Genomic DNA, 18,772 nt, shown 5'->3' with positions numbered 1-18,772 from the left:
AAACGCTGCATGTTATTAAAAACAAATCGAGCAAAATGGATTGGATTATTTGTTGGGATCATTGCAGTCATTACTTGTATTTGGGGAAGTATTATTTTCGGATATACAAATACGAGTTGGAAATTAGCGTTAGATGCTTTTTTCCATTTTAATGGGTCCAATGAACATATTATTATTCAAAATGTGCGTCTACCAAGGGCATTAATTGCAGCGAGTGTTGGTGCTAGTTTAGCCATTGCAGGTTGTCTTATGCAAACTTTAACGAAAAATCCACTTGCTTCTCCAGATTTTATTGGATTAAATTCAGGTGCTGCTTTCTTCATAGTTGTAGCAATTGTTATTTTTTCCGTGACATCATTATCAGCCTTCACGTGGATTGCCTTCTTAGGGGCAGCAATTGCAGCTGTACTTGTATTTGCTTCTAGTTCTTTAGGAAAAGAGGGGACAACGCCTCTTAAATTAACGTTAGCAGGGGTGGCAATTAGTGCGTTATTTTCATCATTAACACAAGGATTACTTGTGTTAAATGAAAAGGCGCTTGAAGAAGTATTATTTTGGCTTGCCGGATCTGTGCAAGGAAGAAAGTTAGAAATTTTACAATCAGTATTCCCGTATTTATTAATAGGCTGGATGGCATCTATTATGATGGCAGGGAAAGTAAATACATTGATGATGGGGGAAGACGTTGCAAAAGGACTTGGTCAAAGAACGATTTTAATGAAATCATTCGTACTACTTATTATTGTCCTGTTATCTGGTGGTTCAGTTGCGGTCGCTGGTCCGATTGGGTTTATTGGTATTGTTACCCCGCATTTTGCCAGATTTCTTGTTGGGGTCGATCACAGATGGAGAGTACCGTATAGTGGTTTGTTAGGTGCAATACTATTAATCTTAGCTGATATAGCAGCAAGATATGTCATTATGCCACAAGAAGTACCAGTAGGGGTTATGACAGCATTTATTGGGGCCCCATTCTTTATTTATATTGCACGTAAGAGAGGGCTTAGCAAATGAAGAAGTATATTCCGTTTCGTATAGGAAAAGGCGGGCTCTCGTTTTTAATGTATAAACGAGCTTGTCTCGTCTTATTCAGTTTACTAGTTGTTTTAATAGGATTATTTTTTGCGAGTGCAGGTATGGGAGACATGAAAATTGCTCCGTATGATGTATGGCAAGCGATTACTGGAAATGGCGATGCGATGTCCAATATGGTTGTAAATAAGTTTCGTATGCCGCGTATTTTAATTGCTATCCTTGTAGGAATCGCACTTGCTGTAGCAGGATGTATTTTACAAGGGCTCGTTCGAAATCCACTTGCTTCTCCGGATATCATCGGGATTACAGGTGGTGCAAGTGTTGCAGTTGTATTATTTTTAGCTATATTTAGTGATAAAAATAATGCGCTAACTGTAAGCATTCATTATATGCCGTTAGCAGCTTTTATTGGGGCAACGATTGTAGCACTTTTTGTATATTTATTTGCATGGAGAAATGACGGATTATCACCGATTAGTCTTGTTTTAATTGGTGTTGGTTTTTGGGCATTAACGAAAGCGGCAACGACTTTGTTTATGTTGTTAGCGCCAATTTACCAAGCGAGTCAAGCGAATGTATGGATTACAGGCACTGTTTACGGTTCTTCTTGGCAAAACGTCATGGTACTTGCGCCATGGGTTCTCATTTTAACGGTAATATCGTTTATAGCTGCTAGACATTTAAATGCGCAAGAGCTAGGGGATGATATTGCGGTAGGGCTTGGTGTTCCTTTAACGAAGTCACGCATATTTATGTTATTACTTAGTACAGCTTTAATTGGTGGAGCAGTTGCCTTTGCTGGTGGAATTGGATTTGTCGGTTTAATGGCACCTCATATTTCACGAAGACTAGTTGGTTCTTTATACGGTGCATTACTCCCGGTTGCGGCTATTGTCGGTGCGATTTTAGTACTTGCTGCAGATTTAATTGGGCGTACAGTTTTCACCCCACTTGAAATTCCAGCAGGGGTATTTACATCAGCAATTGGTGCACCTTATTTTATTTATTTACTTTATAAAAGTCGGAATTCATAAAGGAAGATGAATATGCAAAAAGCATTGGAGACGAAACGTTTGACGTTGTCTTACGGTGAAACAATTATTATTGATGAGTTGAATTTAGAAATTCCAAAAGGTGAAATTACCATCTTTATCGGTTCTAACGGTTGCGGGAAATCGACCTTATTACGTTCACTAGCTAGATTATTAAAACCAACAGCTGGTGACATTTTGTTAGATAATCAAGCCATTCAAAATATGCAAACGAAGCAAATCGCTCGTCAAATGGCAATTTTACCGCAAGGACCGCAAGCGCCAGAAGGGCTTACAGTATTGCAACTTGTAAAGCAAGGACGTTATCCGTATCAAACATGGCTGAAGCAATGGTCAGAAAAAGATGAGGAAATGGTACAGAAAGCACTTGCAGCAACAGGTATGACAGAATTTGCTGAGCGTGATGTACATGCTCTTTCAGGTGGACAACGTCAACGTGCTTGGATTGCAATGACGCTTGCACAAGATACAGATATTATTTTATTGGATGAGCCTACTACCTATTTAGATATGACTCACCAAATTGAAGTGCTAGATTTATTATTCGAATTAAATGAAACAGAACAAAGAACAATTGTTATGGTACTACACGATTTAAATTTAGCATGCCGTTATGCAGATAATATTGTAGCCATTCAAGATAAACAAATATATGCACAAGGTAAGCCAGAAGAAGTAGTGGATGAGAAACTAGTACGTGATGTATTCCGAATGGAATGTCAAATTAGTACGGATCCGTTATTTGGGACGCCACTTTGTATCCCGCATGGAAAAGGAAGACGTGTACGTAAAGAAGTTGCTCATGCAATGAGATAAAGAAAAAGACGATGAGGAAATCATCGTCTTTTTTATTTTCGGCAAGAGAATAAGAGAAAGAGGGGAATACGTAAACGACGTTCATATTCTTCCTCGCTTTGAAAATAAGTTTGATCTGGTGTAGCTTCTTTTAAGTTTGTAATTGTAAATCCAGTTTGTTGTAATAGTGTGAAATATTCTTCCGTTGTACGATGATATTTAATAACTTCTTGATCAATCCAAGGTTCAACGCGTTTTCCCGTTTTAAAATACTCATCGACGAGCCAGCTCGTTCTCTTTCCGCTCGTTTGCAAGCTTTCAAATGAAGAAGTAATAACAGGGTGTTGAACGCTAAAAGTAAAGATTCCATTTGTTTTTAAAGTTTCGTACACATTTTGAAAAATGATAGGAAGATGTTCGATATAATGTAGGGCGAGTCTAGATGTTACTAAATCAAAAGTAGCAGGAGGGTATGTGTAGTCTTTGAGGTTTAAAAAATGGACGATCCCATTTTTATTTTCTAGTTGTTTTTTAGCTTTTTCATACATAAGTTCGGAGCCTTCAATACCAGTGTAAGAGTGGCAGTCTTTTTCTAATAATTCCTTGCCAAATTTTGCGTCACCGCAGCCTAAATCAAGGATTTTCTTTCCTTTCACATCACCAACGAGTTGAAAGAAGGCTGGTTTTTCTAGTGATTCATTTGGGCTATTTTCTCGGTATCTTCGTTTCATATATTGTTTAAAAAATGCTTCGTTATTATATACATCAGATTCAGTAAATGCCATGATTGAAGCCCCCTTACATATTTTTTTAATTCTACCAAATATGAAAAGTAAATGATAGATTTCTTGTAATGAATCGTATATAATCTAGAATTGTAAGCGGTTACTTTAAACTATTTTTCTATAATAAATTCTGAAAACGTGTTAAGCTAGTAGAGGGATTATTAGAACTATTAAGACAATAATTCGCTTACATGAACGATGGGAGGCTTCACGATGTCTAGTAAAACACTTGCGAAATTTTTAGAAGAAAATTTAGAGGATTTAAAATCAAAGGGGCTTTATAACGTAATTGATCCGCTCGAAAGTTCAAATGGACCGATCATTACAATTGGCGGAAAAGAATATATTAACTTATCTTCAAACAACTATCTTGGATTAGCAACAGATAGCCGTTTGCAAGAAGCTGCAATTGGTGCAATTCATAAGTACGGCGTTGGAGCAGGAGCGGTTCGTACAATTAACGGTACTTTAGATTTGCATATTAAATTAGAAGAAACAATTGCAAAGTTTAAACATACAGAAGCAGCGATTGCTTATCAATCAGGATTTAATTGTAATATGGCAGCGATTTCAGCTGTTATGGATAAAAATGATGCGATTCTTTCAGACGAGTTAAACCATGCTTCTATTATTGATGGTAGTCGTCTATCAAAAGCAAAAATTATTGTTTATAAACATTCTGATATGGAAGATTTACGCCAAAAAGCAATCGCGGCGAAAGAATCAGGACTTTACAATAAATTAATGGTAATTACAGACGGTGTCTTTTCAATGGATGGAGATGTTGCAAAACTACCAGAAATTGTTGAGATTGCGGAAGAATTAGATTTAATGACATACGTAGACGATGCACACGGTTCAGGTGTACTTGGAAAAGGTGCAGGAACGGTAAAGCACTTCGGTCTGTCTGATAAAGTTGATTTCCAAATTGGTACATTATCAAAAGCAATTGGGGTAATTGGTGGATATGTAGCAGGGAAACAAAACTTAATTGACTGGTTAAAAGTTCGTTCACGTCCATTCTTATTCTCTACAGCATTAACACCAGCTGATGCAGCAGCTTGCATGAGATCAATTGAAATCTTAATGGAAAGCACAGAGTTGCACGATCGTTTATGGGAAAATGGTCGCTATTTAAAACAAGGGTTAAAAGAACTTGGCTTTAACATCGGGGAAAGTGAAACGCCAATTACACCTTGTATTATTGGTGACGAAGTATTAACACAAGAATTTAGTAAACGCCTAAATGAAGAAGGCGTATATGCAAAATCTATCGTGTTCCCAACTGTAGCTAAAGGAACCGGACGCGTTCGTAATATGCCAACAGCAGCTCATACGAAAGAAATGTTAGATGAAGCAATTCGTAAGTATGAAAAAGTAGGGAAAGAAATGGGCATCATTTAAGTAACGACATCTTTTGAATAGCTTGCAAATGAGGAGTGGGGAAAATGAAAAAAATTCTAGTAACCGGTTCTTTAGGGCAAATTGGTTCTGAACTAGTAATGAAACTTCGTGATGTATACGGCGCATCAAATGTTATTGCAACAGATATTCGTGAAACAGATAGTGAAGTAGTAACGTCTGGTCCATTTGAAACGTTAGATGTAACAGATGGACAAAAACTACATGATATCGCAAAGCGCAATGAAGTAGATACAATTATTCATTTAGCAGCTTTACTTTCAGCAACAGCAGAAAAAAATCCGTTATTTGCATGGAATTTAAATATGGGCGGACTTGTAAATGCATTAGAAGCAGCTCGTGAATTAAACTGTAAGTTTTTCACGCCAAGTTCTATCGGTGCATTCGGTCCATCAACACCGAAAGATAATACACCACAAGATACAATTCAACGTCCTACTACGATGTATGGGGTAAACAAAGTAGCAGGGGAATTACTGTGTGATTATTATCATCAAAAATTTGGCGTTGATACGCGCGGTGTACGTTTCCCAGGTTTAATTTCTTACGTAGCTCCTCCAGGAGGCGGAACAACTGACTATGCAGTTGAAATTTATTATGAGGCGATTAAAAAAGGCACATACACCTCATACATTGCAGAAGGAACATACATGGATATGATGTACATGCCAGATGCTTTACAAGCGATCATTTCATTAATGGAAGCTGATCCAAGTAAACTTGTGCATAGAAATGCATTTAATATTACAGCAATGAGCTTTGAGCCAGAGCAAATCGCAGCATCAATTCGTAAACACATTCCGACGTTTACAATGGACTACGCTGTAGATCCAGCTCGTCAAACAATCGCTGATAGTTGGCCAAACTCTATTGATGCAACAGCAGCAATGAAAGAGTGGGGCTTTAAAGCAGAATACGATTTAGACAAAATGACAACGGACATGTTGGCTAAGTTAAAAAAAAAGCTCACAGCTGAGTTAGTGATGAATTAATAGGAAGGGTCGATTCTTAGGAATCGACCCTTTTTATTTGTATTTTAGGAATATACAAATAATTACAAGTGTGATAGAATGAGTTAATTTGTGTGTAAAGGGGAGACAGGGAATGGAGAAATGGGAGTTAGCAAAGGAAATTTACAATACGTCACGTTTAACGGGAACGTTTAAGCTTCGATCAGGACAAGTATCAAATCAATACTTTGATAAGTACTTATTTGAATCTAATCCAGCATTGTTAGTAGAAATTGCTAAACAATTGAAAGAGCTCATTCCTCCTGAGACAGAAGTGCTCGCAGGCTTAGAGATGGGAGGAATTCCAGTAGCAACAGCATTATCTTTACAAACGGGTATACCAGTTGTATTTGTAAGAAAAGAAGCGAAGAAGTACGGTACATGCAAGTTAGCAGAAGGCGTTGATATTACTGAGAAAAATGTTTGTGTTGTTGAAGATGTTATTACGACAGGTGGTCAAATATTATTAAGCACGAAAGATTTAAGAGAACTAGGTGCGAAGGTACATCATGTTTTAGGCGTAATTGAACGAACAAAAGAGGGAAGAGAAAACTTATTAGAAGATGGCTTACAACTACATTCTTTATTTACAATGGATGAGTTAATTGAAGGAGAAAAGCAACATGCAAAGAGTTGATGTCGTATACGCACTAATACATGACGAAGAAGCAGATAAAATATTAATGGTACATAATGTAGAACAAAATGTTTGGTCATTGCCGGGTGGGGCTGTTGAAAAGGGTGAAACGTTAGAGGAAGCTTTAGTAAGGGAAGTAAAAGAAGAGACAGGTGTAACTGCTGTGGCAGGTGGACTTGTTGCGATTAATGAAAAATTCTTTGAAGAATCAGGGAATCATGCACTATTATTTACATTCCGAGCAAGTGTAGTAAAAGGGGAACTTATGGCAGAAGATGAAGAGGAAATTTCCGCAATAGAGTGGGTGGATCGATCAATCGCAAATGAACGATTCCCATTCTACGATGGAGGATTCGATTCATTATTAGCAGTAGCCATTCCATACAAGTTTCAGCCAGAAACAAAGTGATTGAAAGAAAAAAACAGGAGCGCAAGGCTCCTGTTTTTCTATTCAATCGTCTTCAGTAATAACTTTTTCAATAGTGGTTTAATCTTCAGACGTAAATCTTCAGCGTGATTTGCAACTAAGAAGTGATGGTTATAAATGTTCTTCATTAATTGATAAGTTGCTTCTTTCGCTTCGCCTTCTTCGATGAAAATTCCGATTACTTCCATACCACTTTTACGAGCAAGTTTGACAGCTTCATGCGTATCTAAAATACCGTCTTGTTGGTAGTCTAGCGCAGAAGGTTCACCGTCTGTGAAGACAAGTAAGAATTTATGTTTTTCTGGTCTTTTTGCAAGCTTTTCAGAAACGATACGAATAATATATCCGTCGCGGTTATCTTCTTCTTCGCGAAGCTGCATAATTTCTGGACCAACGTTTGGTAACGTTGAGTTTTTATACGTTACAACTTCATGGATAACGTTCGGTTTATCTTCAGGTTTCGCACTAGAAGCATCTTCCCAAAATCCGCTAATAGCGTGCGGGATTTTTAAAGATTTTAACGCTTCATGGAATAGAACCACACTCTTTTTCGTTTCTTCCATCTTGTTATACATAGAACCAGAACAGTCCACTAACAGTTGGAATGCAACGTCAAGCTCTTGCGATTCTTGTCCTTTTTTATAAAACATGCGCGGCTGCTTTTCAGTATAAATACGAAGGAATTTCTTACGAAGTCTTCCGTAATATTTATCACTATTTGCATTCGTCTTATTTTCAATCGTTTTTTCGATAATTTTCTTTAATTCTTTTACATCTTTATTAACCACTGATTTGATGGCTTGGTAATCCTTTTTCTCGTCAGGAGTTGATTTGCGAGCTTCTTTAAATGTATGAGAAGCACCAACGTTATACTTACCGTATGCACCATCATTTTGATTAGAAGCGTGTGAAGCTCTTGCTTCTTCTGTATCAGCACCATCAAAGTTAGATTGTGTACTTTTTTGAGAAGTACCTTGTACAGAACCAAGTGCTTGGTCACCATCTTCTGATTCGCGAGCAGTGTCACCCATCATATTTGTTTTTGTACCGCTTTCTAATTCAAAGCGTAAAAAGTTCTCGTTTTCATTGTTTTTATTTTCACGATGCCATGTCGAGAAGCTTTCATTCATTTTATTTTTATTTTCATCATCAACGATTTGCGTATCATCATTTGCTAATTTTTCAGGACGGCTGTCTTTCTCATCTGCAATAACAGATAAGTAGAGCGGAGCATGTCCGAAATAATTGTTAAGCATATCACTTTCAAGAAGCTCCTCTAAACGATAGCGAATTTTCTCAACGATATACATAATATCTTCCGTATTACGAGCTTGGAATGTTTCATGCAAAATAGCTTCAATTTGCTCGAAATATTCATTATTAAACATTTCATATTTATCGCTCGTTAATGAAAGATAGCATAGACAAAATAGACGATCACCGTGATAGTTACGAACGCGATTGATTTCATTTTGTGAGCTAAAGTAATTGCGATACATTTCTTTTCTTCTTTTAAAAACATGCTTTGTGCCAGGGCGTAAGTTTTTTACGATTTCCTCAACACGTAAATCTTCTAATAGAACAAATAATTGTGTTAAAAACTTTTTTAAGGGTGATTCTTGCAATTCAATTGCATAAGAACGAATTAAAGTCATGTCCGAGTAATGTTTATTACCAAGTGCTTTTAAAAACACTTCGCTTTTTAATCCGATTACTGTATCCTCTTCTTTTCGATCATCCCAAAAGTGACTAATGACAACCTTTTTTTCAATTTCGTCGTAGTATGCTTTATAGCCATACTCAAGGTAGGCATCATCTTCTTTGAGAAGGGCATACATTAAGTTTTCCATTTGTAGAAACAGCGACGCATCAATTTTTTTGTCACTAAAAATTTGTCTCATGAATTATCCCTCAAAGAAATAACTTTCTGCTAATTCACGGACAGTCATTTGTTCTGTTTCATCGTTTAATTTTGCGATAATACTACGTTCAATTGCACGCATAACAGGAATATATACACCTAAATCACATGCATCGATAATGCCACGAATACTTGCTGCTTCTTCACTTACGCGGCCATCACGAGCTAAAGGCATAAGATCGCTTGCAAATGCAACAAACTTTTCAATTGTTGTAACATCTTTTAATTTTGATTCTGCTAATAATAATTCTTTTAATGTATCACCTTGAATGTAAGGAACTTCAATAATAACGAAACGGTTTTTTAACGCTTCGTTTAGTTCACTTGTACCAACGTAACCTTCATTAATTGCAGCGATTACGCGATATTCGTCATCACCGTATACAACTTCTTGTGTAAACGGGTTTGTAATCATTTTACGGTAATCTAATGCACCGTGAAGAAGTGGTAACGTTTCAGGTTTTGCCATATTGATTTCATCAATATATAGGAAATGACCGTTCTTCATTGCTTTCATAAGAGGACCGTTAACGAATGCAACTTCAGATGCGCCATCTTTCGTTTGTAGTGTGTTGTATCCTAAAATACCTTCTACATCTAGGTCGACAGAACAGTTAATGCTATGCATTGGTTTTTGGAATAAAGAAGAAAGCGTTTCAGCTAGTACTGTTTTACCACTACCAGTCGGCCCTTTTAATAGAATGTTTTTGCCAAGAAGAAGTGCTGTAATGGCATCTTCGATAATGCTATTATCAGATGCTTTATATATTTTTGTACCGATTAAATGTGCATTTTCACCAGCTTCTTGCTTATTCTTTTCGTGAATTGTAGAGAGCTGTTGTTTTAAATCAGCATGTATATGAAATTGTTCTAACATGTATTTCCCACCTAACATTATTTTCATAAAGTAATACATCTTATGATAACTTGTTTTAATATGGTATGCAAAGAAAAGGAGAGGGGACAAATATAAAAGAAAAAGCAATCAATAGTACATTGATTGCTTATAGTAAAGGAGAAATGAGCCTCATAAAAGACTCTAATATTCGTTTTTTGATACTTCTATTTTGGAAAGCGTTCCATTTAATTTCAGTGGAATGTTTAAAGTCTTCTTCAAAATCACGTTTAATATCATGAACAGTTTCTGATTCATACAGTACGCTAATAATTTCGTAATTCAATTCAAAGCTGCGTACATCCATATTTGCTGTTCCGATTGTTGCAATTTTATCATCAACAATTACAATTTTTGCATGCATAAAGCCATCTTTATAACTATAGATGGAGGCACCAGCTTTTAAAAGTGGAGTGAAGTAGGACTGGGATGCTTGATCACTAATAATACTATCACTTTTACCAGGATATAAAATGCGTACATTTATGCCAGATATTGCACTTAAACGTAATAATGTTAAAGTTTCTTGATCTGGAATAAAATATGGTGTAGCAATCCAAATAGATTTTTTTGCAGAGCCCATAATAGCTAATAACGTATTACGAATGCTTTTATCATCTGAGCTTGGTCCGCTCGCTACAATTTGCACAGCACCTTCTGCACTTGAAATTTCTTTACCTGGGAAGTATTGTCTATTCATAAATTGATCCCAAGAATAGGTTTTTAACCCACTAGATGCATAGAGCCAGTCCTCTAGAAAAATTGCTTGTAATTTATATAACGCTTTTCCTTCGATTTTTAAATGACTATCACGCCAAACGGGAAATTTTTTTGAACGGCCAAGATATTCATCACCAACATTGAGTCCCCCCGTAAAACCGATTTCTCCATCTACAATGACAATTTTACGGTGGTTACGATAATTAACTGTTTCAAGTAACCAAGCTGAAAAAATAGGATCAAATTCAACAATTTCAATCCCAGCTTCTTTCATAGGTTTTAAAAAGCGTCTTCTTAACGTATTACTTCCTAATCCATCATAAAGGAAACGTACAATAACACCAGCTTTTGCTTTATTTATTAACGCATCCCTAACTTTTGTACCAATCTCATCAGATTTATAAAGATAGTATTGAATATGTATGTGATGTTTTGCTTGCTCAATAGCTTGCAAAATTTCTGAGAATGTTTGATCTCCGTTTGTTAAAAGTTTTGTAGTTGTTCTATCTGCGGCAGGCCCGCCTCCAAATTTTTGTACGACTTCTGTTAAATGGGCGGAGCGTTCACTTAATGGGACTTTGAGTGATAACTCTAGCCGTCTTCCTTCTAATATTTCACGGAATAATTTTCTTTGTTCTTCTGAACGATGGAGATGCTTTTTTCTTCTCCAACGGCTACGTCCGAAAATAGAGTATAAAAGCACACCTATAACGGGAAGAAGTGCTAATACTAAAAACCACGCTAAGGTACTTTGAGGAGACCTATTTTCGATAAAAATAACGAATGAAATTCCTACAATTGTGATGGACCAGAGAACGCCGACAAATGTATATAACGAAATATAAGATGTATTTAATAGGAAAAGAACGATAGATACAATTGTAAATATTAATAGTAATTGGATGATAGGTTTCTTCATTTCTATATAATTCCTCTAATCTTTCCTCAATATAGACTTCCTAAATAACAGATGTATTGTGACATTTTTATCCGACTTTAATGGGCAGTAAGACCCCCACTGATTAAAGTTTCACTTTATTATAAAGTGTTTTCTGTTTTTTACAAAATGTAGGTATATCCCCATACTTTCCGCATTTGTCCTACATACAGTGTATTGTTACGTTTTTAAAGAGAAAAGGAGGGTGAATAAAATGTATGGTCGTCCAATTGGAGGATTTGGTCACGGTGGTGGTTTCGGTCACGGAGGTTTTCATGGTGGTTTTGGACATTCACCATTTTTTGGTGGAGGTTTCTTTCCAGGGTTTGTAGCAGGAGCATTACTCAGCCCTGGATTTGGTTATGGGGGATATGGTTATCCGTATTACTCGGATTATTCTTATTATACAGGTTACCAACAAGATCCATATTATTCTTACAATACCTATTAAGATGAGAAAATGGAAAAGGAGAGGGGAAATATGAATTATATAGAAAATAACGGATTGTATTATCGTAATCATCATCATGGAGGGCACCATCATAACGGCGGACATCACCACCATGGAGGGCACAATCACCATGATCATCATCACCATCACGGAGGTGGATGGGGCTGGGGTGGCGGCTCATGGGGCGGTGGATTTTTCCCTGGAAGTTTTGCTGGAGGTGTGTTAGGTGGGCTTACAGCTGGCGCACTAACGGGTGCAGCAGGTGGAGGCTACTATCCAGCGCCGTACCCAGTAACTTATCCAGCGCCATATCCAGTTCCATATCCAACACCATATCCGGGGTATCAACAAACACCATATCCGTATTAAACAAAAAAAGAGGCTATCCTCTTTTTTTGTTTAATACGGTATTTATTTATAAAATACTTCCAAAATTAAGGTGAAAATATGTTAATATTTTGTTATTATAATTCAAAAAACATATATAATAATTTTAATTTATCCCGCATTAAAGGGCAGTAAGCCCCCCACCTCAAAATTCAGCGGAAGCAAGGAAGTTAGGCGGAGATCAACACTCCCCACTGATTAAAGTTTCACTTTATATATATGTTCTTGAAGAGTTGTATAGAGTTAGCTATAAGAAACTGCTACGTATAATTGAAAAGGTATTATATTGCTTTTTATTACAAATAATATTATGTTATTTTAATCGGCATATTTCAAAACGTGATGTATGTAAAGGACGATTATTAGGAAATGAAATATCTCTATTTCTATAAAAAGAAACAAGTTATGTTTTAGTCAGATAGGAAGCAAGGAGAGATGCGCATGCTAGAACAAAGAGGTCATGCATTATATGAATCTTCATTGCGAGATTTAAAGTTAGCATTAGATGAGTCTTCAATTGTTGCGATTACAGACCGAAAGGGTCTTATTACATATGTAAATGATAAGTTTTGTGAAATCTCCAAATATACAAGAGAAGAGTTAATAGGAAAAGATCATCGTATTTTAAATTCAGGATATCACCCGAAAACATTTTTTCAAATGCTATGGAAGCGTATTTTGAGCGGAAAAGTATGGAGAGGTGAGATTCGAAATCAAGCAAAAGATGGTACATATTATTGGGTTAAAACAACAATTGTTCCATTTTTAAATGAAAAAGGAGAGCCATATCAATTTATTGCGATTCGAAATGATATTAGTAGTAGGAAAGAAGCAGAACAGAGGTTACGGTTAAGCGAAAGTCGTTATAGGGAGCTTGCGTATCATGATGCTTTAACGAGTTTACCGAACCGTTTACAATTAATAACGACTGTTAACGAATTAATTGCAGATAAAAGAGAGTTTGGTATGATTTATTTTGATTTGGATCGTTTTAAATTAGTAAACGATACGCTAGGTCATATGATAGGAGATTTACTTTTAAGCGAAGTTGCTTCACGGTTGCATTATGTGCTAGGAGAGAAAGATGTTCTGGCTAGGCTGGGTGGCGACGAATTTGTGTTGTTAACAAAAAATCATACACAAGATGAGATGAGGCAGCTAGCGACATCTGTGTTGTCATGCTTTCAGGCGCCATTTATACTTGAAGGTCATGAAGTATACATTTCAGCTAGTCTAGGACTGTGCTCATATCCGCAAGATGGACAAGATGTAGAAACTCTATTGAAGAATTCAGATTTAGCTATGTATAGTGCGAAAGAACAGGGAAGAAATGCAGCGTGTTTCTTTACAGATGAGTTACGTGCGAAAATAAATCGTAGAATGAAAATTGAATTTGCTTTGCAAAAGGCAATTCGTGATGAAGAGTTAGATGTGGCGTTGCAGCCTATTATTGATTTGAAAACGAAGAAATATACTGGTATCGAGGCTTTAGTACGTTGTACGACAGAAGAAGGGCCTATTTCCCCAAGTGAATTTATCCCTATAGCTGAAGAATCAGGACTTATTATAAAATTAGGAGATTGGGTATTAGAAAAGTCATGTCGCTTATTTAAAACATTACCAAATTATCAAGAAGGATTAAAGTTATCTGTGAATTTATCTATCCAACAATTAATGCAGAAACGTTTTATTTTGTCTGTACGTAGCATTTTAAAGAGAACTGGATTTCCTCCGAATCGTTTAATTTTAGAAATAACGGAAAGCATTGCTGTTCGTCATTTTGATTATATTATTGCTACATTACAAGAATTAAGAAATATGGGTATTTTAATTGCTTTAGATGATTTCGGAACGGGTTATTCTTCCTTATATTATTTAAAACAATTACCGCTGGATATAGTAAAAATTGATCGTAATTTTATTCGTGAATTTCATTATGATCATGCACAGCCAGAGCGAACGATTGTAAAATCTGTTATTGAAATTGCCCATAGCTTACATTTAGCAGTAGTTGCTGAAGGGGTAGAGACAGTAGAGCAAGAAAGTTTATTACAATCTATGGGTTGTGATTATGTGCAAGGATTTTATTATGCGAAACCTTTATCTGTAGGAGAGTTAAAAGAAAAATTAACTACAGATTTCATATAAAAAAGAGAAGCGTAGCTTCTCTTTTTTAATTCATTTTTGTGAGTTTTTCATTAGTATTGGATAGAGAATAAGACCTAATACGAACAATCCGATTCCTAAGAAGAACGTTTTTAAATCAGCAGTTCCCGTTTTGATAACCCAAATAGAATATATGAATGCTAATGTAGTAATGATGCCGTCCTTTATTCGAGAGCCAGGCATTATATCATACGTTTCTCCTGTAATAACTAATTTGAATTGGTACAGCGTAGAAACAAGGTATGGAATTAAATAAGCTAATGTTGCTACAACGATAGCGAAATTATAAGCTTCTGATACGGTACCAGAAATCGTTGAAAATAAGAAAATTTGCGTCATCACATTTGTAATCAATAATGATTTTGAAGGACTCCCTTTTTTATTTGTTTTTGCGAACAGCTTAGGAAAAAGTCCGTTCTTTGCAGCCTGGTAAGGTACTTCTGAACTAACAACAATCCAGCCCACTGTAGATCCAAATAAAGATACAAGTGCAAGTAGAGCCATGATATAGGCACCTTTATTGCCAATTGCTAAATTTAATGCGTCTACTAATGGTTTTTGAGACTCTTTTAAAGCATCTTGCGGGAGAGCGCCCATTGTAAGTAGAGTAATTGACATGTAAATAAGAAGAGCGATAATTAATCCAAAAATGGTAGCTTTTTTTACATCGCGCTGAGATTTTGCACGATTAGAAAGCATGACAGCCGATTCAATACCGATGAACGCCCAAAGTGTTGCAATAGCAGCTGAATTGATTTGTCCACCTAAAGAAATGGATTGTCCTGCTTCATTCATAAATGTTTGCCCGTCTCCGAAATTAGAGGCATTGAAAATGAATAATGTGATTACAATAAACATTGTAAATCCAATAATTTTTGCAATAGTAGCAAGAAGATTCATATTTCCAGCACGATCAATATTTTGAGAAAGAATATATTGAATTCCCCATAACATAAGGCTACATACGAGGAACGTTAATCCTTTTCCAAGTTCTAGTGAAAATCCGTTCGTTGAAAAGAGAATTTGCTTACTTTGTAAAACTGGAAAGAATGTTGATAAATATCCAGCAAAGGAAATAATAACAGATGCTGTTGCAGCCCAGTTCGCAGCCCAATATCCCCATGCCATACTATAGCCTGCAACTTTACCCGCTTTTTTTGAAGGGAACATCGCTTGAGCATAGCTTTGTGGCCCCGCTTTTAATTCTGGTTTTCGGATTGCTAAATTTCCAAATACGAGTGCAATCATAAATACGCCAAGTCCTGTAATACTCCATGCAAGTGTAGAACCCATTGGACCTGATACTTGTGCTAAATTTGCTGGGAGCATAAATACGCCACCGCCAACCATATTCCCGATAACAAAAGCTGTTAAAACCCATAATCCCCATTTTTTCGTTTCCATTTTTGTTAACTCCTTTGTAGTAAGATTTGCTTAAACATCATTTTTTACTAGCTTTTTGGCAATAAAAAAAGAGCCATGTAGATAAAAAATACCTACATGGCTCTTCGCCTAACGTAGGTACAACGGGAATAACCCTTGTACCTACGCGTAATTTTTCCGCTAGGTTTCAAGGGTTACGTATGATGATGATGTTTTTGTGCAAATGTAACTACAATTGTTGTATAAGTAAGCATAGTTCTTTGCTCCCTTTCTCCTCTGATTTTGAAGTTAGTATACTACATGTTTTTTTGAATGAAAAGAAAAATATAAAAATTTTTATAAAAATACGTTTTAGAGATTAAATATTTACCTTTATTTTTCCTATACTGGAAAATAAGTGAGAGATTGGCAGAAGAGTGTAGCATGGTATAATACATATAGAACTAGAAGGTGACAAGGGGCTATTGTAGATGATGAGTAAGTATGAACAAATTTATACAGAAATCAGTAATTCTATTGATAATAGGCAATTAAAAGAGGGATGCAAAATCCCATCAGAAACTGAATTAATGAAGCAATATGAAGCGAGCCGCGGTACTGTAAGAAAAGCTGTAGATTTATTACAAGAACGTGGATATGTTCAAAAAATACACGGAAAAGGTGTTTTTGTTTTAAAGCGAAAAAACATTGAATTCAACTTTGGTGGTATTGTAAGTTTCCAAGAAGAAAATGAACGTTTAGGACGCCATTGTATTACAGAAGTCGTGGAAATGGAGAAAGTAAAAGCGACAAAAGAGGTTGCAAAGCTATTAAATGTGAAAGAGAAAACAGAAATAGATTATATTAAACGCGTACGAAATATTGATGGAGAAAAAGTAATTTTGGATATTAATCATTTTGTATCGGAATATATTCCTGGATTAACGAGTGAAATTGCAGCGGGGTCCATTTATAAATATATTGAGAAAGAACTAGGTCTTCATATTAGTTACTCACAGAGAGTAATTGAAGTGCAACCATGTACAGAGGACGATAGAAAGTATTTAGATTTAAATGGAACAGATTATGTTGTTGTCGTGAAAAACTTTACGCATTTGTATGATGGAAGTCAGTTCGAATATACAGAATCCCGCCACCGCTTAGATATTTTTCATTTTTCGGATGTGGCGCGGAGAAAATAAGGGGATGGAACGTAATGTTTCATCTCTTTTTTTATAAAAAAATGACAAACTCGTATATACGAGTGTTGACTAACTTATATATACGAGTTAATATGTAATTGTAAACGGTATCAAAAAAAGAAAAGAGGGACGGGAATATGGGGAAAGACTATCGTAAAACAGCAGAGGAAGTGTTGCAGTATATTGGCGGGAAAGACAATATTGAACAAGCTGCGCACTGTGTAACGAGACTCCGTATCGCTTTAAAGGATGAAAGTAAAATAGATAACGATAAATTGCAGTCTGTTTCATTAGTGAAGGGAGCGTTTCATAACGCTGGGGTATTTCAAATTGTAATCGGTCCAGGAGATGTTGATCGAGTATATGCTGAATTGATAACGCTTGCAGGTATGAAGGAAGCGACAGTAGCTGATGTAAAAGATTCTGGAAACCAAAAGTTAAATCCAGCTCAAAAGTTTGTAAAAGTATTTTCAGATGTATTTATGCCGATATTACCAGCAATCGTAACAGCTGGTTTATTAATGGGAATTAACAATCTATTAGGGGCGAAGGACTTATTTTTTGAAGGTAAAAATTTATTAGATGTGTATCCAAACTTAAGTGGGCTTTGGGATTTAATTAATATGATGGCGAATACAGCATTCGTATTCTTACCAGCACTTGTCGGTTGGTCAGCAACAAAACGTTTTGGTGGTAGTCCGATATTAGGGATTGTTATGGGATTAATGCTTGTGCATCCAGCCTTATTAAACGCGTGGGATTACGGAAAAGCAGCGACTGGTTTAGATGGACAAAAGATTGAGTACTTCGATATTTTAGGATTATTTCAAATTGAAAAAGTAGGGTATCAAGGTCAAATCTTGCCGGTTTTAGTAGCTGCATTTGTATTAAGTAAAGTGGAAATCTTCTTAAAGAAACATGTACCAAATGCAATTCAATTGTTAGTTGTACCAATTACAACGATTGTCGTAACAGGTGTGTTAGCATTAGGGATTATTGGTCCAGTTACACGTCATATTGGAGATTTATTAACAGCTGGATTAGTAGGTGTATATGAAACAGTACCAGTAGTTGGAGCAGTATTGTTTGGAGCATTATATGCACCGCTTGTAATTACAGGTATGCATCATATGTTTATTGCTATTGACTTACAATTAATTGCACAACACGGAGGTACATTCATTTGGCCAATGATTGCTCTCTCTAACATTGCGCAAGGTAGTGCGGCACTTGCGATGTTCTGGATTTCTAAAAATCAAAATGATAAAAGTATGGCATCTACATCAGCAATCTCGGCATATTTCGGTATCACAGAGCCTGCTATGTTTGGTGTAAACTTACGAAATAAATTCCCATTCTATGCAGCAATTATAGGATCGGCTGTGGCAGCAATATTTATTACGTTAAATGGTGTATTAGCACCGGCTATCGGAATTGGCGGATTACCAGCATTTATTTCTATCATTCCGAAATCGATTCCCATGTTTATTGTCGGAATGATTATCGCAGTTGTAATCCCATTTACGTTAACGTGGTTATTTGCCAAACGAGTAAAACAGAAGTAGGAG

Annotated in this window: 17 protein-coding genes; 12 read left to right on the top strand and 5 right to left on the bottom strand. The window is 36.1% G+C overall.

Annotated elements, in window-relative coordinates:
* Positions 1-9 precede the first annotated feature (9 nt).
* Genes QCI73_RS24435 through QCI73_RS24425 form a run of 3 tightly spaced genes read left to right on the top strand, consistent with a single transcriptional unit; the run spans position 10 to position 2,903 of the window.
* Positions 10-1,014 carry a FecCD family ABC transporter permease gene (locus QCI73_RS24435; protein ID WP_000925218.1) on the top strand — a complete coding sequence of 335 codons (1,005 nt, stop codon included), beginning with the start codon at positions 10-12 and terminating at the stop codon, positions 1,012-1,014.
* Entirely contained in the window at positions 1,011-2,069 is a 1,059-nt protein-coding gene (locus tag QCI73_RS24430; protein WP_000760066.1) for a FecCD family ABC transporter permease, read from the top strand. Before QCI73_RS24435 ends, QCI73_RS24430 begins: the two co-directional genes overlap by 4 nt.
* A 12-nt stretch (positions 2,070-2,081) precedes the next feature.
* Positions 2,082-2,903, top strand: a complete 822-nt coding sequence (locus QCI73_RS24425; protein WP_061131300.1) for an ABC transporter ATP-binding protein — start codon at positions 2,082-2,084, stop codon at positions 2,901-2,903.
* A gap of 32 nt (positions 2,904-2,935) precedes the next feature.
* Here the strand turns inward: QCI73_RS24425 and QCI73_RS24420 are convergent, their stop codons facing one another.
* A complete protein-coding gene (locus tag QCI73_RS24420) occupies positions 2,936-3,667 on the bottom strand; it encodes a class I SAM-dependent DNA methyltransferase (RefSeq protein WP_327923655.1) in 732 nt (243 codons plus the stop codon).
* A gap of 213 nt (positions 3,668-3,880) precedes the next feature.
* On the opposite strand from QCI73_RS24420, the gene QCI73_RS24415 reads away from it, so the two are divergent.
* The 4 genes from QCI73_RS24415 (at position 3,881) to QCI73_RS24400 (ending at position 7,145) form a co-directional block, all read left to right on the top strand.
* Positions 3,881-5,071 (top strand): glycine C-acetyltransferase, encoded by a 1,191-nt coding sequence (locus QCI73_RS24415; protein ID WP_000095906.1) that lies wholly within the window; start codon positions 3,881-3,883, stop codon positions 5,069-5,071.
* 44 nt (positions 5,072-5,115) lie between these two features.
* Positions 5,116-6,081: an L-threonine 3-dehydrogenase gene (locus QCI73_RS24410; protein WP_000723139.1), complete on the top strand. Its 966-nt coding sequence runs from the start codon at positions 5,116-5,118 to the stop codon at positions 6,079-6,081.
* Between the two features lie 112 nt (positions 6,082-6,193).
* Complete coding sequence (gene pyrE, locus QCI73_RS24405) at positions 6,194-6,736, top strand: orotate phosphoribosyltransferase (RefSeq protein WP_071729806.1); 543 nt, start codon at positions 6,194-6,196, stop codon at positions 6,734-6,736.
* The gene (locus QCI73_RS24400) at positions 6,723-7,145 is read left to right on the top strand and encodes an NUDIX hydrolase (RefSeq protein ID WP_353823928.1); all 423 of its coding nucleotides are present in this window, start codon (positions 6,723-6,725) and stop codon (positions 7,143-7,145) included. The genes pyrE and QCI73_RS24400 overlap by 14 nt, the downstream gene beginning before the upstream one ends.
* A gap of 38 nt (positions 7,146-7,183) precedes the next feature.
* On the opposite strand, the gene QCI73_RS24395 is transcribed toward QCI73_RS24400, so the two are convergent.
* The 3 genes from QCI73_RS24395 to QCI73_RS24385 all read right to left on the bottom strand — a co-directional run bounded on the left by QCI73_RS24395 (position 7,184) and on the right by QCI73_RS24385 (position 11,618).
* Complete coding sequence (locus tag QCI73_RS24395) at positions 7,184-9,064, bottom strand: vWA domain-containing protein (protein WP_353823927.1); 1,881 nt, start codon at positions 9,062-9,064, stop codon at positions 7,184-7,186.
* A 3-nt stretch (positions 9,065-9,067) separates the two neighbouring features.
* Positions 9,068-9,961 carry an ATP-binding protein gene (locus QCI73_RS24390; protein ID WP_070805203.1) on the bottom strand — a complete coding sequence of 298 codons (894 nt, stop codon included), beginning with the start codon at positions 9,959-9,961 and terminating at the stop codon, positions 9,068-9,070.
* Positions 9,962-10,088: 127 nt separating this feature from the next.
* Positions 10,089-11,618, bottom strand: a complete 1,530-nt coding sequence (locus tag QCI73_RS24385) for a cardiolipin synthase (RefSeq protein WP_353823926.1) — start codon at positions 11,616-11,618, stop codon at positions 10,089-10,091.
* A gap of 232 nt (positions 11,619-11,850) precedes the next feature.
* On the opposite strand from QCI73_RS24385, the gene QCI73_RS24380 reads away from it, so the two are divergent.
* The 3 genes from QCI73_RS24380 to QCI73_RS24370 all read left to right on the top strand — a co-directional run bounded on the left by QCI73_RS24380 (position 11,851) and on the right by QCI73_RS24370 (position 14,622).
* Positions 11,851-12,087, top strand: coding sequence for a hypothetical protein (locus QCI73_RS24380; protein WP_000274352.1), 237 nt, complete (start codon positions 11,851-11,853; stop codon positions 12,085-12,087).
* A 30-nt stretch (positions 12,088-12,117) separates the two neighbouring features.
* Positions 12,118-12,456, top strand: coding sequence for a hypothetical protein (locus tag QCI73_RS24375; RefSeq protein WP_001106394.1), 339 nt, complete (start codon positions 12,118-12,120; stop codon positions 12,454-12,456).
* Positions 12,457-12,915: 459 nt separating this feature from the next.
* The gene (locus tag QCI73_RS24370) at positions 12,916-14,622 is read left to right on the top strand and encodes a putative bifunctional diguanylate cyclase/phosphodiesterase (RefSeq protein ID WP_327923646.1); all 1,707 of its coding nucleotides are present in this window, start codon (positions 12,916-12,918) and stop codon (positions 14,620-14,622) included.
* Between the two features lie 30 nt (positions 14,623-14,652).
* Here QCI73_RS24370 and QCI73_RS24365 read toward each other — a convergent pair whose 3' ends face one another.
* On the bottom strand, positions 14,653-16,044 hold the full coding sequence (locus tag QCI73_RS24365; RefSeq protein WP_353823925.1) for an amino acid permease: 1,392 nt from the start codon (positions 16,042-16,044) through the stop codon (positions 14,653-14,655).
* A gap of 449 nt (positions 16,045-16,493) precedes the next feature.
* Between QCI73_RS24365 and treR the strand changes: the two genes are divergently transcribed.
* Both treR and treP read left to right on the top strand, forming a co-directional pair.
* Positions 16,494-17,204 carry a trehalose operon repressor gene (treR, locus tag QCI73_RS24360; RefSeq protein ID WP_353823924.1) on the top strand — a complete coding sequence of 237 codons (711 nt, stop codon included), beginning with the start codon at positions 16,494-16,496 and terminating at the stop codon, positions 17,202-17,204.
* A gap of 137 nt (positions 17,205-17,341) precedes the next feature.
* Positions 17,342-18,769: a PTS system trehalose-specific EIIBC component gene (treP, locus tag QCI73_RS24355; RefSeq protein ID WP_000513952.1), complete on the top strand. Its 1,428-nt coding sequence runs from the start codon at positions 17,342-17,344 to the stop codon at positions 18,767-18,769.
* The last annotated feature ends 3 nt before the right edge of the window (positions 18,770-18,772 follow it).

The organism is Bacillus cereus group sp. MG16 (assembly GCF_040459875.1).
Lineage (GTDB): Bacteria > Bacillota > Bacilli > Bacillales > Bacillaceae_G > Bacillus_A > Bacillus_A paranthracis.
This window is presented reverse-complemented; position numbering and strand designations above follow the sequence as displayed.

What these genes read in the sequence shown, in the direction of transcription:
- QCI73_RS24390 (WP_070805203.1), bottom strand. Translation starts at nt 9,961, where the DNA reads ATGTTAGAACAATTTCATATACATGCTGATTTAAAACAACAGCTCTCT.
- QCI73_RS24375 (WP_001106394.1), top strand. Translation starts at nt 12,118, where the DNA reads ATGAATTATATAGAAAATAACGGATTGTATTATCGTAATCATCATCAT.
- treP (WP_000513952.1), top strand. Translation starts at nt 17,342, where the DNA reads ATGGGGAAAGACTATCGTAAAACAGCAGAGGAAGTGTTGCAGTATATT.
- QCI73_RS24385 (WP_353823926.1), bottom strand. Translation starts at nt 11,618, where the DNA reads ATGAAGAAACCTATCATCCAATTACTATTAATATTTACAATTGTATCT.
- pyrE (WP_071729806.1), top strand. Translation starts at nt 6,194, where the DNA reads ATGGAGAAATGGGAGTTAGCAAAGGAAATTTACAATACGTCACGTTTA.
- QCI73_RS24410 (WP_000723139.1), top strand. Translation starts at nt 5,116, where the DNA reads ATGAAAAAAATTCTAGTAACCGGTTCTTTAGGGCAAATTGGTTCTGAA.
- QCI73_RS24365 (WP_353823925.1), bottom strand. Translation starts at nt 16,044, where the DNA reads ATGGAAACGAAAAAATGGGGATTATGGGTTTTAACAGCTTTTGTTATC.
- treR (WP_353823924.1), top strand. Translation starts at nt 16,494, where the DNA reads ATGATGAGTAAGTATGAACAAATTTATACAGAAATCAGTAATTCTATT.
- QCI73_RS24425 (WP_061131300.1), top strand. Translation starts at nt 2,082, where the DNA reads ATGCAAAAAGCATTGGAGACGAAACGTTTGACGTTGTCTTACGGTGAA.
- QCI73_RS24415 (WP_000095906.1), top strand. Translation starts at nt 3,881, where the DNA reads ATGTCTAGTAAAACACTTGCGAAATTTTTAGAAGAAAATTTAGAGGAT.
- QCI73_RS24430 (WP_000760066.1), top strand. Translation starts at nt 1,011, where the DNA reads ATGAAGAAGTATATTCCGTTTCGTATAGGAAAAGGCGGGCTCTCGTTT.
- QCI73_RS24380 (WP_000274352.1), top strand. Translation starts at nt 11,851, where the DNA reads ATGTATGGTCGTCCAATTGGAGGATTTGGTCACGGTGGTGGTTTCGGT.
- QCI73_RS24435 (WP_000925218.1), top strand. Translation starts at nt 10, where the DNA reads ATGTTATTAAAAACAAATCGAGCAAAATGGATTGGATTATTTGTTGGG.
- QCI73_RS24400 (WP_353823928.1), top strand. Translation starts at nt 6,723, where the DNA reads ATGCAAAGAGTTGATGTCGTATACGCACTAATACATGACGAAGAAGCA.
- QCI73_RS24420 (WP_327923655.1), bottom strand. Translation starts at nt 3,667, where the DNA reads ATGGCATTTACTGAATCTGATGTATATAATAACGAAGCATTTTTTAAA.
- QCI73_RS24370 (WP_327923646.1), top strand. Translation starts at nt 12,916, where the DNA reads ATGCTAGAACAAAGAGGTCATGCATTATATGAATCTTCATTGCGAGAT.
- QCI73_RS24395 (WP_353823927.1), bottom strand. Translation starts at nt 9,064, where the DNA reads ATGAGACAAATTTTTAGTGACAAAAAAATTGATGCGTCGCTGTTTCTA.